Annotated in this window: 15 protein-coding genes; 7 read left to right on the forward strand and 8 right to left on the reverse strand. The window is 53.7% G+C overall.

Features of this window, described 5'->3' with window-relative positions:
• Nucleotides 1-131 precede the first annotated feature (131 nt).
• Entirely contained in the window at nt 132-2,834 is a 2,703-nt protein-coding gene (locus tag I6L74_RS18715) for an autotransporter outer membrane beta-barrel domain-containing protein (protein ID WP_082691920.1), read from the reverse strand.
• 398 nt (nt 2,835-3,232) lie between these two features.
• Between I6L74_RS18715 and I6L74_RS18720 the strand changes: the two genes are divergently transcribed.
• The 3 genes from I6L74_RS18720 (at nt 3,233) to oqxR (ending at nt 5,536) form a co-directional block, all read left to right on the forward strand.
• A complete protein-coding gene (locus I6L74_RS18720; RefSeq protein ID WP_128131042.1) occupies nt 3,233-3,421 on the forward strand; it encodes a hypothetical protein in 189 nt (62 codons plus the stop codon).
• 1,325 nt (nt 3,422-4,746) lie between these two features.
• Nucleotides 4,747-5,058, forward strand: coding sequence for a hypothetical protein (locus I6L74_RS18725; RefSeq protein WP_059178910.1), 312 nt, complete (start codon nt 4,747-4,749; stop codon nt 5,056-5,058).
• Nucleotide 5,059: 1 nt separating this feature from the next.
• Nucleotides 5,060-5,536, forward strand: coding sequence for an efflux pump transcriptional repressor OqxR (gene oqxR / locus I6L74_RS18730; protein ID WP_059178911.1), 477 nt, complete (start codon nt 5,060-5,062; stop codon nt 5,534-5,536).
• A 68-nt stretch (nt 5,537-5,604) separates the two neighbouring features.
• Here the strand turns inward: oqxR and oqxB are convergent, their stop codons facing one another.
• Both oqxB and oqxA read right to left on the reverse strand, forming a co-directional pair.
• Nucleotides 5,605-8,757, reverse strand: coding sequence for a multidrug efflux RND transporter permease subunit OqxB (oqxB, locus tag I6L74_RS18735; protein ID WP_059178912.1), 3,153 nt, complete (start codon nt 8,755-8,757; stop codon nt 5,605-5,607).
• A 23-nt stretch (nt 8,758-8,780) separates the two neighbouring features.
• Nucleotides 8,781-9,956, reverse strand: a complete 1,176-nt coding sequence (gene oqxA / locus I6L74_RS18740; RefSeq protein ID WP_059178913.1) for a multidrug efflux RND transporter periplasmic adaptor subunit OqxA — start codon at nt 9,954-9,956, stop codon at nt 8,781-8,783.
• 333 nt (nt 9,957-10,289) lie between these two features.
• Here oqxA and I6L74_RS18745 point away from each other — a divergent pair, with 333 nt between their 5' ends.
• Entirely contained in the window at nt 10,290-10,619 is a 330-nt protein-coding gene (locus I6L74_RS18745) for a helix-turn-helix domain-containing protein (RefSeq protein WP_059178914.1), read from the forward strand.
• 147 nt (nt 10,620-10,766) lie between these two features.
• Here the strand turns inward: I6L74_RS18745 and I6L74_RS18750 are convergent, their stop codons facing one another.
• The 3 genes from I6L74_RS18750 to budA are packed head-to-tail and all read right to left on the reverse strand — an operon-like array spanning nt 10,767 to nt 14,030.
• On the reverse strand, nt 10,767-11,537 hold the full coding sequence (locus I6L74_RS18750; RefSeq protein WP_059178915.1) for a (S)-acetoin forming diacetyl reductase: 771 nt from the start codon (nt 11,535-11,537) through the stop codon (nt 10,767-10,769).
• Between the two features lie 20 nt (nt 11,538-11,557).
• A complete protein-coding gene (alsS, locus tag I6L74_RS18755; RefSeq protein WP_059178916.1) occupies nt 11,558-13,237 on the reverse strand; it encodes an acetolactate synthase AlsS in 1,680 nt (559 codons plus the stop codon).
• Between the two features lie 13 nt (nt 13,238-13,250).
• Nucleotides 13,251-14,030: an acetolactate decarboxylase gene (budA, locus tag I6L74_RS18760; RefSeq protein WP_096759523.1), complete on the reverse strand. Its 780-nt coding sequence runs from the start codon at nt 14,028-14,030 to the stop codon at nt 13,251-13,253.
• A gap of 105 nt (nt 14,031-14,135) precedes the next feature.
• On the opposite strand from budA, the gene I6L74_RS18765 reads away from it, so the two are divergent.
• Entirely contained in the window at nt 14,136-15,017 is an 882-nt protein-coding gene (locus I6L74_RS18765) for a LysR substrate-binding domain-containing protein (RefSeq protein ID WP_059178918.1), read from the forward strand.
• Nucleotides 15,018-15,177: 160 nt separating this feature from the next.
• Here I6L74_RS18765 and I6L74_RS18770 read toward each other — a convergent pair whose 3' ends face one another.
• Nucleotides 15,178-16,062 carry a LysR family transcriptional regulator gene (locus tag I6L74_RS18770; RefSeq protein WP_059178919.1) on the reverse strand — a complete coding sequence of 295 codons (885 nt, stop codon included), beginning with the start codon at nt 16,060-16,062 and terminating at the stop codon, nt 15,178-15,180.
• Nucleotides 16,063-16,161: 99 nt separating this feature from the next.
• On the opposite strand from I6L74_RS18770, the gene I6L74_RS18775 reads away from it, so the two are divergent.
• The gene (locus tag I6L74_RS18775) at nt 16,162-16,887 is read left to right on the forward strand and encodes an SDR family oxidoreductase (RefSeq protein WP_059178920.1); all 726 of its coding nucleotides are present in this window, start codon (nt 16,162-16,164) and stop codon (nt 16,885-16,887) included.
• Nucleotides 16,888-16,925: 38 nt separating this feature from the next.
• On the opposite strand, the gene I6L74_RS18780 is transcribed toward I6L74_RS18775, so the two are convergent.
• A complete protein-coding gene (locus I6L74_RS18780) occupies nt 16,926-17,921 on the reverse strand; it encodes a LacI family DNA-binding transcriptional regulator (RefSeq protein ID WP_059178921.1) in 996 nt (331 codons plus the stop codon).
• A 265-nt stretch (nt 17,922-18,186) separates the two neighbouring features.
• On the opposite strand from I6L74_RS18780, the gene I6L74_RS18785 reads away from it, so the two are divergent.
• Complete coding sequence (locus I6L74_RS18785; protein WP_059178922.1) at nt 18,187-19,425, forward strand: MFS transporter; 1,239 nt, start codon at nt 18,187-18,189, stop codon at nt 19,423-19,425.
• Nucleotides 19,426-19,435: the final 10 nt, after the last annotated feature.

The following is a 19,435-nucleotide window of genomic DNA, read 5'->3' on the forward strand; positions in this document are numbered from 1 at the left end:
CGTAGCGTGATTTATCTTTATCAGCCGCACATAATCTTGTGGGTTAGTTAAGCAGTGTTCTTTCTCTGGTCCGCAGGCAATGACATATCCTCAGGACCAGAGTGTTTCAGTTCAGCGCACTACATCAGCACTCAAAAAGCGTAGTGCACGCCCAGGAACCCGCCCGCGTCACGGTAGCTATCCGAACCCGCCTGGCCGCTCACCCCGCCCCACACGCTCAGCTTCTCCGTCAGCTGGCCTTCCACGCCCGCCTTCAGCTCCACCGTGTCCTTCGCACCTGACACCGACAGGCTCACGTCATCCATCTTCACGCCGTACTCCTTCGTGTTATGGTGCCAGTTCACCGCCATATAAGGCTTCCAGGACGCCCCTGACTTATCCCCGCTGCGGATATCCAGCGACCCCTTCACACCCAGACGGGTGTGCACGTTACCGGTGCCTTCACTCTTCACCACCGTCCCGTTGCTCTCGCGGAACTCATCCGCCTTCACCCCGTTCCAGATGGCCTGTGCCTGCGGCTCAATGATGTAGTCCAGGTTCTTTCCGCCCGGCACCACGAAGGCATACCCGCTTTCCACCGACGCCTGCAGGCCGCCGGCGTTGTACTTCTCTTTTGCCAGTCCTTCACCCTGTACGCTGTTGCTGAACCATGCGTACTGCAGCCAGGTGTCCACCCAGGCTCCGCTGCGGCGGTCGGCATTCTCAAACCAGGTGCCGTACAGGCCCATGGTGTAACCGTCTGCATCACCTTTTGACTGGTAGCCCGTGATGTCTGAGCGGGTGTTGCTGTGGCTGTTACCGTAGCCGGCCATCACGCCCAGGCGCCAGCTGTCGGTACCGGTGAAGCTGCCACCGGTCACGTCTCCGCCCATCTGAATGGCATAGCGGTTCTCGCGGGTGGAGAGCTGGCCGCTGCTGTCGTTGCTGTCCAGGTGACGCCCTTCGGAACGCAGCCACATGCTGGTCTGCTTTTTCTCGCCGGTAATGACGTCGGTGTAGATATGCTCACGACCGCGGTCTTCCAGGCGGGTGAAGAACATCTCTGACGCCGCCTGGTTCGCAATGTAGCTGCCCGCCTCCGGACGGCTGATGCTCGTTCCCTTGCCCGGTCCAACAGGTGGCGCCGGAGTCTCAGGGACAACGGGTGGCGCCGGCGGCACAGGAAGGGTCGGGTCAACCGGCTTAATCGGATCTGTCGGGTCCACAGGGTCAACCGGAAGAGGCCCCGGCACCACCGGTGGCAGTGGGGAAGCCTCGCTGGTGAGGTACCAGTTATTGCCGCGCTGCGCCAGGCTGTAGTCATAGGCGCCGGCCACGATACGACCGTTCTGGCGGAACTCTGTTCCCTCTGCGACGTTGCCGTCCACGGAGATAAGCTTAATACCTTCCACGGTCCGAGAGCCCATACCCCCGAGGTTGTTGACCTTCACGTTGGTGCCGCCGTCGGCATTACCCTTCACGTGCAGGGCATCGGTGACAGAGTCATCGACCCCGAGCACGGAGTTGAACACCAGGGTGCCACCGGAGCCGTGATAGTCCCCGTTAACGGTGAGCACCGTCCCGGCGGTATCGCCCTTCTGGTTAAAATATGTGGTTCCGGAACTACTGAGAGAGCCGACGGTCTGGCTGATGCCGTTCAGGTCGAGCGCGCCGGCCTGAGTCATGTGGAAATCGGAGCTGGCGCTGAAGGCGCTGTCACTGCCGGCACGCAGGGTCCCGCCCCGGATTATGGTGTCACCCGCGTAGGTGTTAGTTCCGTCCAGAGTGGTGGTGCCGCTGAAGACGCTGACAAAGCCCGTTCCGGTGACAGAAGGGTTGAAGACGTAGTCGTCATTAGAGTGGTTGAAGTTAATCTGACCGGCGGTATTGTTCTCTGCATTCGAAGCAAGAATAACATTGTTCGTGGTAACGTTACCTGCAGCAACCGGTAAAGCATCAGACCTGACGTCACTCCCGATGGTCAGGATGCCGTTATAGAGTCCAATTTTGTCGGCCTCCAGACGGGCATCACGGCTGACAGTAACAGTTCCATAGGATGAGCCTCTATCTTCGCTGTGGCCAACCAAAATAGCCTCCTCTGTATTCACAGAAGCCCCGTTGTCCACGGTCATCGTGCCAGTGCCAGTGCCGTTGGTTTCGCCGTAGCCGACGAGAATATAGTCAGCAGTAACGGATGCCCCGTTGTCCACGGTCATTGTCCCAGCGCCAACGTGAGCAACGCTGTCGTAGCCGTTGCCGTAGCCGGCGTAAATATCGTGAGCAGTAACGGATGCCCCGTTGTCCACGGTCATTGTGCCAGTGCCAGTGCTGTAGTCGTAGTTGGAGCCGTAGGCGTAGCCGACGAGAATATCGTCAGCAGTTACGGATGCCCCGTTGTCCACGGTCATTGTGCCAATGCCAGTGCCAGTAGTGCCGTAGTCGTTGCCGACGTAAATAACGTAAGCAGTAACGGATGCCCCGTTGTCCACGGTTATCGTGCCATTGCCGACGCGAATAGCATCGACACTCAGTTTTCCTCGGTCTTCATCCCCGGGATTGCCGGTACCGTTGATGGTGAGGGCGGCAGTTCCTCCGGCAGCGTTCGAAACCGTAAAACTATCGTATCTCATAGGACTGCCAGCCTCCAGTTGGAGCACTGCTTCGCCTTCATTAATAACATAATCAGCAGCGAACACCGCCGGTGTGGCCAGACTGCACAGAATCACTCTGGAGAGGACAGATAGCCGAAATTTTTTCTTAAGAATCGGTGACACTTGATTACCTTTAAAAGTGATAAATAAAATCGGAAAACCACACTGATACGAATATATATCGCATGGCATTTTTGATTTCATCAGTCGACACGACTCACTGCGACCTGCAGATTTAGCTTTCTCACAAAGGATTATTTTGCGATTGTTTCAGCTATAGACTAAATTCGAAAAACAAAATATGCAGTCTTTATATCCTCGCGCTGAAATTTTGCATGTTTATGCATGAGATATATTAGATAGCCGAAAATTAATCTGCGTAAAAAATGAAATCAGTTACTGCATCGCTGTTAATCGTAATACAGGAAGAAAAAGCACACAGGGAAATGACCTATTCACCCTTAAATGTTAACGTTTATGTGTTAATGTAATTTTTTAAAGGTGAGGTTGTTAGTAGTTTATCGCTGTGCAATTTTGCAGCACGCAGTTGAGGGCTTTACCATTCTGCCTGTTTCGCTCCCGCGCTATAGCACGGAAAAGTCATGAAACTCGCTCCGCCGTGCGTTGTTATGGTAAGGGCTTCTGCGCCGGCATTGGCGGTGAATGTTAACTTCCGTTCTGGCGACCACCTGATAGTCTGTGAGAAAGATACGCCCATCAACCTGCTGTCAAGCCTCTTACCACCAAAAGTGTCAGCGGACCTGCCGCCACTGGCGCAGGGCGTTAAATAATGCCATATCAGACCGGAGTCCAATTTCTCTCATTAGCAATCGTTTATAGTGACTGACTGTTTTTACGCTCCTTTCTGGAAAGTAAATCTCAAGATTGACACGTTCAGTAATTGCCATTTTATTAAGAAAATTGAGCTGATTCTTTGTAAACTTTACGGGTTTAGCTTTACGAAGTAGTGTTCTTCTGTCTGACAAGAATTTTACGAGTTCCCTACTTGAGATTATCACACGCATATCTCCGGTCATGCTCAGTAGTTTCACCACGGCATCTGTTTCTGAGTCGGTTATATGAATGCCTCTGTCACTATCACTCTCTTTGAGTACGAACTTCGAATTTCCCACACTAATAAAGTGGACTGCACAGTGAACGGACATACGCCTGAAAAGTTGTTCAACACCATAATATAAAAATCTGTTCTGGGTATGAACATAGATGTCGCCGCAGAATTGATATATAGATAATTTCATCGATCACTCTGTAGTATCCAAAAATCTAATTATGAGAGGTTATGTAAGCGCAATCCTGATTTTGTCTCATTTATCTCAGATCACTAACATGCAGATAACAAACAGTTACTCATGACCGCTTATAAGTACATAGTACTTATAAGCGGTCTGGACATGAGAGTTTTGTGGACAATTTAGAGATGAGCGCATGAACGTGCACTGGTTTAGCGATAGAGTTCATACAAGGAAAACGATTAATGACTGGCGAAACGGAGAATATGAAGAAAAATTAACGATATGAATAATTGAAGGTTTACCTGATTCTGGGGTAGGTCAGTTCATGAAGTCATCTAAGTAGCCAGCAGAGTTTTCAATTTAAATATTAATTTAAAACAGTATCATATTGATGATTATGTCTTATGAACTAAATTCTTGCCCAACATAAGTTAAATTGATCATGGGTGTACAAATTCAGGCGGCACGACGCGTTTTAAGGCGTTGTTGCAAGGCTCTGACTTCTTGTCCACTTCTCAAACCGGATTATATTTCAGCTACAAATATCACATCAAGGCGAGCGACCCTGCCCCTTTTCACGTGCGTTTCGTTTGCTATGGGCATAAAAAAACCGGCGCGGTTGCCGGGTCGAGAACGTCTGTTGTAGGTTAATGCACATCTCTATTGACCGCCGTTAGCGCACGCCATTTGCAGTCATGCTGATAATGGGCATGGGCCACACCATCACTCTCGCATGTTTGCGTCAATTAACCACGTGCCTTTTGCTGGCATCGTTGGTAGTACCGCCATTTTTTACATCCTTAAAAGAGATCATCCTATAGACTGTAAGGCCACATTTTCGCCAATCTAACTTAGGGACACCAATGACATGCGTCATTTTGAGTGTTGATTTTGTCATCGGTGCTCAAATCACCATGACATCGAAAGCGGCCTTCACCCCCGACAGCGTGATTTATGCGCCTAAAAAGACACTTTGTCTTTACTGGTTTCAAAGGCGCAAGGAAAGTCAGCTTATGAATGGAGGAAATAAAGCACGACTGACATTCTCGTTTTACGGGCCAGGTCAAGCATTGTCTGCTACAAAAAAATTGCCGTATTTGTTATATTGTTACTTACTGATTATTCACCTCTGCGGTGCCAAAAAGAACAAGATTCACCGCAACCCAGGACAATGAAATGTTAGATTACCGCTTCCCGACAGCTTTGCAGATGGTTCTCAGCGTAGCGATGGCGGAGCAATCGGGTGAACGTTCGACGAGTGCGATTCTGGCCTACGGACTGGAAGCAAACCCGAGCTTTATCCGCAAGTTAATGGTTCCGCTCACGCGTGACGGCATTATCGTCTCAACCCTTGGCCGCAACGGGTCTATTCATCTTGGTCGCCCGGCGGAAACTATCACCCTGCGCGATATCTATGTTTCTGTTATAGAAGATAAAAAGCTGTGGGCGTCGCGTCCTGACGTACCGGCTCGCTGCGTCGTCAGCGCCAACGCGTGCTGGTACTTCAAATCTATCGCCGATGAAGCAGAACAGGCCTCGCTAGCGGTTTTGGCTCAGCATACCGTGGCAAGCGCGCTGGAAAAGGTCAAAAAAGCGGATACCAGCGGATGCGATCCGGTGCCTGAAATGGATGGTTTGCACAAAAAAGCGTAGTCATGACCTTTCAGATACGAAAAAAAACCGCCTTCTCGTTAAGGCGGTTTTTTTGTGCCCTGCAAAACTTACGCAGGTAAAACGTCTTTGACCGGTTTGTCGCGCGTAACGAATTTACGCAGCGTCACGTAAAACACCGGCGTCAGGAACAGACCAAACAGCGTCACGCCCAGCATACCGGAGAAGACCGTGATCCCGGTGACGCCGCGCACTTCTGCACCCGCGCCGTGGCCGAGGATCAGCGGAATTGTCCCGGCAATAAAGGCGATGGAGGTCATCACAATCGGGCGTAAACGCAGGCGGCAAGCTTCCAGCGCCGCTTCCATGATCCCTTTGCCCTGGATCTCCAGCTCGCGAGCAAACTCAACAATCAGAATCGCGTTTTTACATGCCAGCCCCATGAGTACGACCAGCCCCACCTGCACGAAAACGTTGTTATCGCCACCGGTCAGCCAGACGCCAAACAGTGCGGACAGCATCGTCATTGGGACAATCAGAATCACCGCCAGCGGCAGCGTCCAGCTCTCATATAGCGCGGCCAGCACCAGGAAGGCCAGCAGCACCGCGACCGGGAAGACGATCAGCGCCGTATTGCCTTGTGTGGCCTGTTGGAAGCTCAGATCCGTCCATTCAATATTCATCCCGTTCGGCAGAATTTGCTTAGACATCCCGTCCAGTTGCGCCATCGCCTGCGCGGAAGAGAGAATGCGCGGATCGGCATCGCCAATCAGATCCGCCGCCGGATAACCGTTGTAGCGAATTACCGGGTCCGGCCCGTAGGTGGTGCTGATATTCACCATGCTGCCGATCGGCACCATTTCGCCCTGATTATTGCGGGTGCGCAAATTAGCAATATCTTCCACGCTGTCGCGGAACGGCCCGTCGGCCTGTGCCATCACGCGCCAGGTACGCCCGAACTGGTTAAAATCGTTCACATAAGACGATCCCAGATAGGTTTGCAGCGTACCGAAAAGGTCGGTCAGCGACACGCCCTGCGCTTTCGCCTTATCACGATCGACCTGCACATCCAGCTGCGGAACGTTAGCCTGGTAGGTTGAGATAGGGAAATGCATCCCCGGCGTCTGCATAATCGCACCAGACATCGTGTTCACCGCATTCTGCAATGCGCCATAACCCAAACCACCGCGATCCTGGATGTACAGCGAATAGCCCGACCCCTGCCCCAGCCCTAAAATCGGCGGCGGCAAAATGGAGAAGCCAAAGCCCTGCTGGATTTGCGCGATTTTTGCATTGATCTCAGCGTTAATTTCCGCCGCAGAATGTTTACGCTGATCGAACGGTTTCAGGCCAAAGAAGACCGTCCCGGTATTCGGCGTATTGGTGAATTGCAGCGCATTCAGCCCAGGAAACGCGACCGCATAATCCACGCCTTCGGTACTCATCCCGATTTCGCTCATTTTGCGGATCACCGCATCGGTGCGGGCCAGCGAAGAGCCTTCCGGCATTTTCACGCCGCCAATTAAATACAGTTTATCCTGGGTTGGTATAAACCCGCCCGGTACCGCTTTAAACATGACGCCCGCCGCACAGAGCAGCAGCACATAAACGACAAACACCGCGCCGCGTCGTCCGAGCGTTTTGCCAACCAGCCCCTGATAACCGTTCGAGCTACGCTGGAAAAAGCGGTTAAATGGACGGAACAGCCATCCGAACAGACGATCGATAATCCGGGTCGGGAAGTCTTTTGGTGCGCCGTGCGGTTTTAACAGCAGAGCCGCCAGCGCCGGCGAGAGAGTCAGCGAGTTGATGGCGGAAATCACCGTTGAAATCGCGATCGTCACCGCAAACTGTTTGTAGAACTGGCCGGTTACCCCAGAGAGAAATGCCATCGGGACAAACACCGCGCACAGCACCAGCGCAATCGCGATAATCGGTCCGGACACTTCACGCATCGCCTGATGCGCCGCCTGAAGCGGAGAAAGCCCCTCTTCGATATTTCGCTCAACGTTTTCCACTACCACGATGGCGTCATCCACGACGATACCGATAGCCAGTACCAGCCCGAACAAACTCAGGGTATTGAGCGAAAAGCCAAGCAGGTAGAGAATGCTGAACGTTCCCACGATCGATACCGGCACCGCGATCAGCGGAATAATCGACGCGCGCCAGGTCTGCAGAAACAGAATCACCACCAGTACAACCAGCGCCACCGCTTCCAGCAGGGTTTGCACGACCGCATGAATGGAGTCGCGTACGAACACCGTCGGGTCGTACGGCGCTGCCCACTTCATATCTTCCGGGAAACGCGTAGCCAGTTCGTCCATTTTCGCCCGCACGGCGTTAGACAAATCGATGGCGTTCGCGCCCGGGGACTGGAAGATACCAATCCCGACCGCGTCTTTATTGTTGAGCTGAGAACGCAGCGCATAGCTGCCAGAACCCATTTCAATCCGCGCCACATCGCGCAGGCGTACCAGCGAGCCGTCTTGTGCCGTTTTCAGAATAATATTGCCAAACTCTTCTTCTGTGTGCAGACGCCCCTGGGCATTAATGGAGATCAGGAAATCGCTCTCTTTCGGCAGCGGCTCAGCGCCAAGCTGCCCGGCGGAAACCTGTACGTTTTGCTCCTGCATCGCCGTCACCACATCGGAGGCCGTCAGCCCTCGCGCCGCCACCTTAGCGGGATCAAGCCAGATGCGCATCGCGTATTCGCCAGAGCCAAAAATCTGAATCTGACCCACGCCAGGCAGACGCGCCAGTTCGTCCTTCACTTTTAGCGTGGCGTAGTTACGCATATACAGTGAATCGTACTTACCGCCCGGTGAAAACAGATGCACTACCAGCGTCAGGGTCGGTGATTGTTTCTGGGTGGTAATGCCCAGACGCCGTACATCTTCCGGTAGACGCGCTTCGGCCTGTGAGACGCGGTTTTGCACCTGAACCTGCGCCTGATCCGGATCGGTACCCGGGCGGAACGTCACGGTGGTCACCAGCACGCCGTCAGAGCCTGCAACGGATTTCATGTACATCATGTTTTCAACGCCGTTGATGGCTTCTTCCAACGGCGTGGCCACGGTTTCAGCAATCACTTTCGGGTTGGCACCCGGATACTCCGCGCGCACCTGCACGCTTGGCGGTACGACGTCAGGATATTCGCTGACCGGCAACAGCGGGATAGCGATTAATCCTGTGATGAAAATCAGAATCGACAGCACTGCGGCAAAAATCGGCCTGTCGATAAAAAAGCGGGAAAAGTCCATGTGTCGGATTCTCGGGTAAGGGATCAGTTAAGCGTGGCGCTGGCGGTCATAGGAACGGTTTTTGCGTTAACCGGCATACCCGGCATAAACACTTTTTGTAACCCGTCGATAATGACTTTATCGCCCGGGTTCAGCCCCTGCTGCACGATACGTAAACCGGCGGCCAAACGTCCCTGAGTGATATCGCGGCGCTGCGCTTTACCTTCTTTATCAACGATATAAACGTATTTGCGATCCTGATCGGTCAGCACCGCTTTGTCGTCGATAAGCGTGGCGTTGAATTCTGCGCTGCCCGGCAGGCGTACGCGGGCAAACAGCCCCGGCGTGAACTGACGCTGCGCGTTATCCAGCAGCGCGCGCATACGGATGGTGCCGGTACTCGGCGTTAACTGATTATCAAGAAAATCCACTTTGCCCTGATGGGGATAGCCTTCTTCGTCAACCAGGCCAATTTCTACCGGGAGCGCGAGGTGATTGCTGGACGCGCCCTGCCCGCTGCGGGCGAGGTTTTGATAGTGCAAATACGTCGCTTCATCCACGTCAAAGTAGACGTAAACCGTCTTCAGGGAGACCAGCGTGGTGAGAACGCTGGCACTGTCACCCGCAGTGACCAGATTACCGCTGGTGATCAATGCCCGGCTGGCACGGCCCTCTATAGGCGCGGTCACTTTAGTGAAATCCAGGTTAAGTTGCGCGGCGTCAACTGCCGCCTGCGCGGCGCGAATGTCGGCCTGCGCCTGGGTAGCGGCCGAACGGCGTTGCTCCCACTCTTCACGCGACACGACGTTGGTATTGACGAGTTTATCGGTACGGTTAGCCTCACTTCGCGCCAGGCTGGCCTGCGTTTTGGCTCTCGCCAACGAGGCCTGCGCCTGCTCCAGCTCCGCGCGATAGGTTCTGTCATCGATAGTGAACAGCACCTCGCCCTTTTTCACTTCCTGGCCGTCGGTGTAATTCACTTTATCGATGTAGCCGGAGACGCGAGGTCGTAGCTGAACGCTTTCCACCGCTTCAATTCGGCCGTTAAAGCTATCCCACTGACTGATGGATTTCACTACCACGTTGGCGGCGCTCACCGCGGGCGCTTGTGGGACGGCGTTTTGTGCAACACCGTCATCGCATCCGACAAGCAGCACGGAGAGGAACATCGCTCCCAGTGCAGTCAGATGAACGTTAACCCAGGTTTTTTGCAGGCTCATTATTTTTATTCCGGTTATGGTAGCCGCCGAACAAGACGCAGCGGGAGACGCCGCGCCACTTCCTTTGTCCGAACTGGCTTGAGGCTATTTGTGTCGTTCATCGCCACAAAACTGTAACAGTTGCGAATACACTATCGCGGCGATTGTAGGAAGGCGCTAAATTAAGTGCAAGAATAATTGATACACTTTATGTGCTATTTGAGTCAGGGAAAAAAGGCGCGTTTTCGGCAAGGAATTAAATGCAACAATAAAACTTGCATTTAATGCACGTGCGCGTCATCTTTAAATGCAACAGACAAAGATGCTTTTTAAGACGCGGCGTGGGAGAGCACCATGAACACTGACGCATTTATTCACGATCTGCTCGTCTGGATCGATAACAACCTTGAAAACCGCCTGGACATTAACACCGTTTCCCGGCGTGCCGGCTACTCGAAATGGCACCTCCAGCGGATGTTCAAGGAACATACGGGTTATCCACTCGGCGAGTATATTCGTGCGCAAAAGCTGCAAAAATCAGTTGAACGCTTAACCCATAGCGATGAACCGATTCTGAACGTGGCGATCGCGTTGGGATTTGACTCCCAGCAGTCCTTCAACCGCAGCTTTAAGCGTCAGTATGGTCAGGCGCCCGGCGCATGGCGGCGCAGTACCCTCTCGTAACGCTGAGTAATGTGACTGCGCAAGGCGATCTGGCATGTCCATAAACATAAAAGAGCCCATCGATGAATGGGCTCTTTCTCTTAAGTCTCGTTGATTGTGTCCAACTTTTGGCGTCAGAATAAAACGCGTGTCAGCGCTGATGCGTATTTAGTTGAAGACCATCCCCCCATCAATCAGCAGCGACTGACCGGTCATATAGTCGGAATCGGGTCCTGCGAGGTAAGAGACGCAGGCGGCCACATCTTCCGGTTCGGACAATCTGCCAAGCGTGATGCGTTTGGCAAAGGTTTCGGTGCCGTAGCCGAGCGGTTTACCTGCTGCCTCGGACACCTGACGGTCGATTTCCGCCCACATCGGCGTTTTGACGATACCCGGGCAATACGCGTTAACGGTGATCCCCTGCGGGGCGAGATCGCGTGCAGCGGTCTGGGTTAATCCACGTACCGCGAACTTGCTGGAGCTGTACACCGCCAGTTCCGGATTGCCGGTATGGCCCGCCTGGGAACAGGCGTTGATGATCTTGCCGCCGTGTCCCTCTTTACGAAACGCGTCAATCGCAGCCTGAATACCCCAGATCACCCCTTTCACGTTGATATTGTAAACTTTATCGACAATTTCCGGCGTGATCGACTCAATGGGCGTGGAAGGCGCGATCCCGGCATTGTTGACAATCACGTTGAAACCGCCCAGCGCGGTGCGGGCTTTTTCAACCGCCGCGAACACCTGCTCGTGGTTGGACACATCCACCTTCACGGCGATGGCTTTCCCCCCCTTACGGGTGATCTCATCGACAACGGCTTTCGCCGTCTCTTCGTTGTAATCTGCAATGGCGACAGCAAAGCCATCTTTTACCAGGCGAAGCGCAATCGCTTTGCCAATCCCCTGGCCTGAGCCAGTGACGAGAGCAACTTTTTGCATTTTTCTGTCCTTATAGTGATTCACAAAATTTGGCTGAGATGGAGCTGACCCATCAGCAGCGGGTTATCGCTATAGTCGACGGGAATGGCGACCACGGCCGGACCATCGACATCCATTGCCGCACGCAGCGTAGGCTCCAGCGCATCCGCGCTCTCGACGGCAAAGCCTTTCGCGCCAAAGGCATCGGCATAGGCTTTGAAATCGACCGGCCCGAATTCCACGCCGGAAAGACGCTGGTATTTTTTCTCCTCCTGGATCGCCACCATGTTGTAGGCGTTATCCACCCAGATGATGTGCAACACGTTAGCCTTGAGACGCACGGCGGTTTCCAGTTCCATGCTGGACTGCAGAAAGCCGCCGTCACCGGAGACCGAGACTACCTTGCGGCCCGGATTGACCAGCCACGCGCCAATCGCCCACGGCAGCGCAACGCCCATGGTCTGCTGACCGTTTGAAATCATCACCTGACGTGCACGGAAGCTGTAGAGATAGCGGGCAATCCAGATGTGGAAGCTGCCCATATCAACGGTGAGCGTGACGTCGCTATTAACGATGTCCTGCATGGCGCGCACGATACGCAGCGGATGCAAGGCAAACTGGTTAAGCGAGGCCCCACGGCGGTCGAGCAGATCCCGCTGATGCTGACGATCGACAAGAATTTCTGACGCGCGGATGCTGAGCTCCAGCTTGTGTGTGATCCGACCGGCGAGCAGATTCAGCGTTTCGGCAATATCCCCCACCAGTTCGAGGTCAGGCACATAGTTACGTTCTTCATAGGCGGGCAGCACGTCAATGTGCACCAGCGTAGCGTTGCCGCTGTTCCACATCGACGGTTCGTATTCCACCGGGCTGTAACCAATGCAGATAATCAGGTCAGCCAGATGCAGCAGCCGGTCACCCGCCTGGTTGTTAAACAGGCCGACGCGTCCGGCAAAGCGAGTGAAATGCGCCTGGTTGACGGCCCCTGCGGCCTGATAGGTGCTGGTGACCGGTATACGGCTTTTTTCCAGCAGCTTGTGCAGCGCGTCACTGTTGGCAGGCTGGCTGGCCATCAGACCGAGAAGAATGACCGGATTTTTAGCGTTGTCGATAAGCGTCGCCACGTCGTTGATAGCCGATTCCGGCGCGGGTCCCATCAGTGCTGCGGTGCTGGCGGGCAAAATCGCCCCGGTGACAGGCTGGTCGACAATATCCTGCGGCAGGCTGACAAACGCGCCACCCGGTCTGCCCTGCTCAGCGGCACGGAAAGCGTTCGATACCACTTCCGCAATCGCGTCCGGTGAGTTGACCTCCACAGCATATTTTGTCACCGGGCTGAACATGGCGACCGTGTCCATGCTCTGATGCACAAGCTTCGCTTTATCTGCCCGCTTCACGGCGCCGCCCAGCGCGACCACCGGGTCACCCTCGCTGTTGGCGGTAGCAATACCGGTGATCAAATTCGAACAGCCCGGCCCCGAGGTGACGAGGGCAACCCCCGCTTTGCCGGTCAGCCGCCCTACCGCCGCCGCCATAAACGCCGCGTTTGCCTCGTGGCGCACGGGAATAATCTCGATAGAAGAGTCCAGAAGAGAGTCAAAAACCTTGTCGATTTTCGCGCCTGGGATACCGAAAACCTGCTTCACGCCCTGCGCTTCCAGCTGGCCGACGACCATATCCGCGCCATGTGCCCACTGACGTGCCTGTTTATCACTGTTCACGGTGGTTCTCCTGTTAGTTTTCGACGGAACGGATCGCTGCATCAAGATTGCTGGGGTGAAGGTTGGCCTGTAAAAACGCGCTGTCGGCAGGCAGGTCAATCATCAGCTTGTGAATTTCACCAAACGTTAGCACCCCGTTTTCCAGCTGATAGTCGAGCAAATGGCCGCCGCCGTGCCGGTCGTCGGTAATGAAATGTTCGTGATAGCCCGCTACGTTAATGCCTTGCATATGCTGAGGTGTACGGAACCCGACCAGCACCCCCTTGCGCTGGTTAAAGCGAAACACGGGCTGGTCGTCCAGCACGTCGGTCATCGCGCGGTATGGCGGCGTTTGACGAGGAACGGTCCGGGTGTGAGCGTGACGGAAATGACCGTCGATGCGTAACGCGCAGAACAGGTTATCGGAGGGGATTTGCTGGTCGATCGCGTCGTGTACCTGCTGACGGCTGACCGGACTGTCAAAGGTTTTGCGGTATTGCGGCTGGAACCAGGTCATCACCGCGAATGGCGTTTTTTGCTCCGGCTTCGCGGCACGGGCGCTGCCGTCCGCACGCAGCTGGTACACATGACTGCTGAACGCAATCATTTCGCCGTCCAGCTCGTTAAACGTCCCCAGACCAAAATCGCCATGCGCAAGCAGATCGGCGATGGTGGTCTCCCCTTCATACACGCCGCTTAGCAGCGCGCTCATTAGCGATGTTTGATAAATCACGCTGTCAGGATGCTGGGCAGAAAACCCACGCAGGGTCTCGCACAAACTGGCCTCACAGTCGCATGCAGATGAATGCACCATCATGCTCGTCCTCTTCAACTTTATTTATAAAGGTTAAATAAATGTTGACCCGATTCAGCGTAGAGTTCCAATATAGAATCCATGCTGGTTTGAGACGTTTTAGATATGGAACTTCGTTATCTGCGGTATTTTGTCGCGGTTGCACGCGAGCGGCACTTCACCAAAGCGGCTAAAGCGCTGGGTATTTCGCAGCCTCCTCTGAGTCAGCAGATAAAACGGCTTGAGGAAGAAGTGGGTACGCCGCTGTTCAGACGCCTGACGCGGGGCGTGGAATTGACCGAAGCAGGAGAAGCCTTCTATGAGGATGCCTGCCAGATCCTGGCGATGAGCGATGCCGCGCTGGAGAAAGCCCGGGGCATTGCGCGCGGGCTGAATGGTAGCCTGTCGATAGGGATCACCAGTTCAGACGCTTTCCATCCCAAAATCTTTGCGCTTATTCGCCAGTTTCAGGTACAGAATATGGCGGTGAGAGTACATCAGGTGGAGGCCAATATGTCGTCGCTGATGACGATGCTGACGGAGGGTGAACTGGACATCGCCTTTGTGCGACTGCCGTGCGAGAGCAGCAAGGCGTTTGATCTGAAAATTCTTGACCGCGAGCCGATGGTGGTGGCGTTGCACAGCAGCCACCCTCTTGCGCAAAGTGATGCTCTGAGATTAGAGCAGCTTCGGGACACACCGGTGATTCTGTTCCCGCAGGAGGTTGCGCCGGGGCTGTACGATCGCGTTTACGGCTGTTGCGAACGGGCGGGAATTGATATGCAGCACACGCAGCAATCCTCGCAGCTATCGTCTTCTCTGAGTATGGTGGCCGCCGGCGCTGGGTTCGCCCTGGTACCGCAGTCAATGGCGGCTATCTCTCCGCCGAGTGTCACTTATCATTCGTTGATCTCCCCGGCGCTCAGTACCGATATCGCGCTCTGCTGGCGGCGTTTTGAACGTTCGCGGACGGTGAAACGGTTTTTGAAAATTTTCAGTGAGGAGTGAAGTCAGAGCGATAATGCCCTGAGGCGCTGCGGGCTCTTTCGAGCCCAGGTGGCTTCATGCATAAGATACCCATAGGGGCTGGCGCTTCTGGCACAAAACGACAGTAAGCAAATAGCGGCACGTTAATGCACCAGGGCACATTTCCTATCGGCGACGCCCCTCACATCCTCACATGATCAATAAAAGCTCTCAGGCGCGGTGGCATATGCTTTCTGCTGGAAAAGTAGAGATAAAAGCCCGGGAACGTCGGCAGCCATTCATCTAATAGCGTCACCAGCTCACCCCGAGCGATATAAGGCGCGTAGGTCTCTTCCATACCAAAACTGATCCCGCCCCCGGCGCACACGGTACGGATCATGACCCCCATATCGTTGGTGGTCAGTTGGGGTTTAACGTCCACGTCAAATTCGCTGCCCTGCTCGGCAAACTCCCAGCGATACGGCGACACGCCGGGGGATTTTCGCCAGCCGATACAACGATGCTGAAGCAAATCCTGCGGATGCGTCGGTACCCCGTAGCGCGCAAGATAGGTCGGTGATGCGACGGCGATTTGCCGCTGCAGGGTGGACACTGGCACCGCGATCATATCTTTCGCGATGACCTCTCCCAGCTGCACGCCCGCATCAAACCCCTGCTCCACAATGTCAAATGCCTCGTCGGTGATGGTAATGTCCAGCTCAACATGCGGGTACGCCGTGATAAAGGACGCCAGCATTCTGCCGTCAATAATGCGTTCGGCAATGGATGAAATCGCCAGACGCAGCTGACCGCGCGGCTCCGCCAGTTGATCGGCAATATCGGTGACCGCACTGTTAAGTTGTTCCATCGCAGGGGCTATCTCGGCATACAGTCGTTTCCCCGCCTCGGTGAGGTTGATACTGCGCGTGGTGCGATGCATCAGGGTGGTGTTCAGACGGTCTTCCAGCCGCCGCAACGTCTGGCTGATCGCCGGACGCGTCACGCCCAGCCGCTCCGCCGCAAGGCGAAAATTACGTGTCTGCGCCACCATAACGAACACTTCAAGCGCATTTTTATCTATTGTCATTGGTTAGCCACTGTTACCAGTCCGGTAAGAAATGAGCGGATTATCTTTATAGTACGTCGAGCGTAAGATCACCAGTGCAAACCGAACAGGAGAAGACCCATGACAAACAAAGTGATCTTAATTACCGGCGCATCCAGCGGCATTGGTGCAGGCATTGCGCGCGAACTGGCGAAAACTGATGCAGTTTTGCTGTTGGGGGCACGACGCGAAGATCGCCTCGCCGCGCTGGCGGACGAGCTACGTTTTAACGGTGCTGAGGTGGCAGTTAAACAACTGGACGTGACCGATCGTCGATCCGTGGAGGCGTTTGCCGCCTTCGCACTGGAAAAATGGAATCGCATTGATGCGATCGTGAATAACGCAGGCATTATGCCACTGTCGCCGATGGCCTCGCTGAAGGTGGACGAGTGGGAGCAGATGGTGGATGTGAATATCAAGGGCGTGCTGTATGGCATCGCCGCGGTCCTGCCGTCGATGCTGGCGCGGAAATCGGGGCATGTCATTAATATCGCCTCGATTGGTGCGCTGGCGGTATCACCCACCGCGGCGGTCTACTGCGCAACCAAATTTGCGGTGCGGGCGATTTCCGAAGGTCTGCGTCAGGAGAACAGCCAGCTGCGCGTGACCTGTATTCATCCCGGCGTGGTGGAAAGTGAACTGGCAGGCACGATAACGGACCCCACTGCCGCTAGAGCGATGAAAAGCTACCGGGCGATTGCCCTGCAACCCGACGCGATTGGCCGGGCGGTTCGTTACGCTATTGAGCAGCCCGATGATGTCGATGTGAATGAGATTGTGGTTAGACCGACGCGTACCACGGCGTAAATCAAGAAAACGGTCTGCCCGACAGGCCGTTTATTGATTCATACCGACGAACGAGACAGCCAGGGGCTCTCTACCAGCACCCTCTCCTTGCTGTTATCGCCGTTAATGATGTGTAAGGTACTCAGACGACCAATTTCATAATGCGGCAATTGAACCGTAGAAAGAGGCGGTAAAAACAGATTACCAATCCCCACGAGATTGTCGTACCCAAGCACTGCAATATCCTGAGGAATACGTATACCGTTAGCTAACAGTGTCTGATACACCATAAAGGCAATACGGTCATTACCGCAAATCACCGAGTCAAACTGCGGTATTCCCTGATGGATATGCGCCAACAGAATGTCAGGAATGTCCCGGTAATGTTCATCGCCGAGCTGCATATGGCTATGTTCAAGCGTATCGGGATCGATGCCGGCCTCGCGGCATGCCCGCTCAAGCCCTTTGCGTCGGCGGGACGTCGCCAGGTGGTTAACCGGTAGATGCAGGCAGATAGGCCGACGGTAACCTGCCGCCAGTAAGGCCTGTACCGCCTGATACTGCCCCTGCTCGTCATTAGGGATATAACAGGCTACGGGCTCGCCTTTATTCTCACAATTTGCCAGCACACAAGGGTGTGTCAACAACTTTGGCGGAACATGTACTTCTCGCAGGCCCATGGTGGTAAAGATAATTCCGCCGGGCCGGTGAGCAAGGAGCAAATCAACAATGTCGTCCGGATTATCATCAGAAAACATGTTCACCACGAAGCTATTCCAGCCGTGGGCCCGGGCGGTTTCCTCTATAGACAGCGTGATTTCAACGGAAAACGGCGTGGTGACCGTATCCAGCGCCAGTACACCAATCGTTTTATTTTTAGTGCCGACACTGCGAATCTGTTTTGCAGATAAATCAGGGACATAGTTAAGATGCAGAATCGCTTCCTGTACGCGTGCAAGCGTATCTGCCTTTACACGTTCAGGGCTGTTCAGCGCCCGCGAAACTGTCATTAACGATACATTGGCCATTCTGGCCACATCTTTTAAAGACGCCATAACCTTCCGTTCAGCAAAAATATGACACGATCCTTGTTGCGTAGTGGTTCCCTGCAATCAAGATTATCCCGGAATACCAAGCCCTTATTGTATGTATTGCGCGGCTGATTGAGTGAGTTTGAAACCAAAATATGATGTAGATCTCAATCTACCAATGTTAACGTTAACTTTTGTGATTAACATCGTGTATTACTCCAAAAACGAATGAGAGCGGACAATGTTAACGTTACCATAACTGCATATATCCTTCCATGAGATTACTCAGATGAAAATAAGGCCTTCAGGTAGCTACTTTCTGCTCAGCGCATTGCTGTTCTTTTTCTTTGTCACCTGGTCTTCGTCCAGTTCACTGCTTTCAATCTGGTTACATCAGGAATTAGGGTTAAAAGCATCAGAGACGGGCATTATTTTTTCCGTTTTATCGGTCTCTGCCCTTTTCGCTCAGGTGTTCTACGGTTTTATTCAGGATCGGCTCGGTCTGCGTAAAAACCTGCTGTGGTTTATCACCGCCCTGCTGATCCTTTCTGGTCCAGCTTATCTATTTTTTAGTTATTTGCTCAGCCTGAATATTCTGCTGGGGAGTATTTTTGGTGGCCTGTTTATAGGGCTAACCTTTAACGGCGGTATAGGGGTGCTGGAATCTTATACCGAACGCGTAGCGCGTCAAAGTACCTTTGAATTTGGCCGGGCGCGCATGTGGGGCTCATTAGGTTGGGCTGTTGCCACGTTCTTTGCTGGCCTGTTATTTAATATCAATCCTGATCTTAATTTTCTGGTGGCGTCATGCTCTGGACTGGTCTTTTTCTGCCTGCTGCTTCGCTTAAAAGTCGCGGCACCGGCAGGTATGGAGAAACTGGAGATTGGGGCTAAAAAGGTCTCCCTCGAAGATGCCTTGAGGCTGCTCACCTTACCGCATTTCTGGGCACTGATCTTCTTTGTGATTGGCACCTGTATTTACGGCGTTTACGACCAACAATTCCCGGTTTATTTCTCTTCGCAGTTTCCTACCTTGCGTGAAGGAAACGCGATGTTTGGCTATCTCAATTCTTTCCAGGTTTTCCTTGAGGCCGCTGGCATGTTCTGTGCGCCGTGGCTGGTAAACCGGATGGGCGCTAAAAATGGTCTTATTTTCGCGGGTATGGTGATGGCGCTGCGCATGATTGCCTCAGGCCTGGTTGAGGGCCCCCTGCTCATTTCAATCACTAAACTGCTGCATGCCCTCGAATTACCGGTGCTGCTGGTGGCAATTTTTAAATATAACAGCCTCAACTTCGATAAACGTTTGTCTTCCACAATTTATCTGGTGGGCTTTGCCTGCACGAGTTCAGTGATCGGCACCGTATTATCGCCACTGGCAGGCTTCAGCTATGAAAAATTTGGCTTTGCTCAGTCTTATCTGATTATGGGGATTATGGTGTTCTTCACCACGTTTATTTCCATTTTCCTTTTACGTTCGAATAAACCCACCACTGAAAAATCTTTTTTACAGTCTGGTGCTGTGTAATTAAACGGGA

It is taken from the genome of Lelliottia amnigena (genome assembly GCF_019047465.1).
Classification (GTDB): Bacteria; Pseudomonadota; Gammaproteobacteria; order Enterobacterales; family Enterobacteriaceae; genus Enterobacter; species Enterobacter amnigenus.

Coding starts and splice junctions, on each gene's coding strand:
- I6L74_RS18715 (WP_082691920.1), bottom strand. CDS start 2,834: ATGAAATCAAAAATGCCATGCGATATATATTCGTATCAGTGTGGTTTT.
- I6L74_RS18720 (WP_128131042.1), top strand. CDS start 3,233: ATGAAACTCGCTCCGCCGTGCGTTGTTATGGTAAGGGCTTCTGCGCCG.
- I6L74_RS18725 (WP_059178910.1), top strand. CDS start 4,747: ATGACATGCGTCATTTTGAGTGTTGATTTTGTCATCGGTGCTCAAATC.
- oqxR (WP_059178911.1), top strand. CDS start 5,060: ATGTTAGATTACCGCTTCCCGACAGCTTTGCAGATGGTTCTCAGCGTA.
- oqxB (WP_059178912.1), bottom strand. CDS start 8,757: ATGGACTTTTCCCGCTTTTTTATCGACAGGCCGATTTTTGCCGCAGTG.
- oqxA (WP_059178913.1), bottom strand. CDS start 9,956: ATGAGCCTGCAAAAAACCTGGGTTAACGTTCATCTGACTGCACTGGGA.
- I6L74_RS18745 (WP_059178914.1), top strand. CDS start 10,290: ATGAACACTGACGCATTTATTCACGATCTGCTCGTCTGGATCGATAAC.
- I6L74_RS18750 (WP_059178915.1), bottom strand. CDS start 11,537: ATGCAAAAAGTTGCTCTCGTCACTGGCTCAGGCCAGGGGATTGGCAAA.
- budA (WP_096759523.1), bottom strand. CDS start 14,030: ATGGTGCATTCATCTGCATGCGACTGTGAGGCCAGTTTGTGCGAGACC.
- I6L74_RS18765 (WP_059178918.1), top strand. CDS start 14,136: ATGGAACTTCGTTATCTGCGGTATTTTGTCGCGGTTGCACGCGAGCGG.
- I6L74_RS18770 (WP_059178919.1), bottom strand. CDS start 16,062: ATGACAATAGATAAAAATGCGCTTGAAGTGTTCGTTATGGTGGCGCAG.
- I6L74_RS18775 (WP_059178920.1), top strand. CDS start 16,162: ATGACAAACAAAGTGATCTTAATTACCGGCGCATCCAGCGGCATTGGT.
- I6L74_RS18780 (WP_059178921.1), bottom strand. CDS start 17,921: ATGGCGTCTTTAAAAGATGTGGCCAGAATGGCCAATGTATCGTTAATG.
- I6L74_RS18785 (WP_059178922.1), top strand. CDS start 18,187: ATGAAAATAAGGCCTTCAGGTAGCTACTTTCTGCTCAGCGCATTGCTG.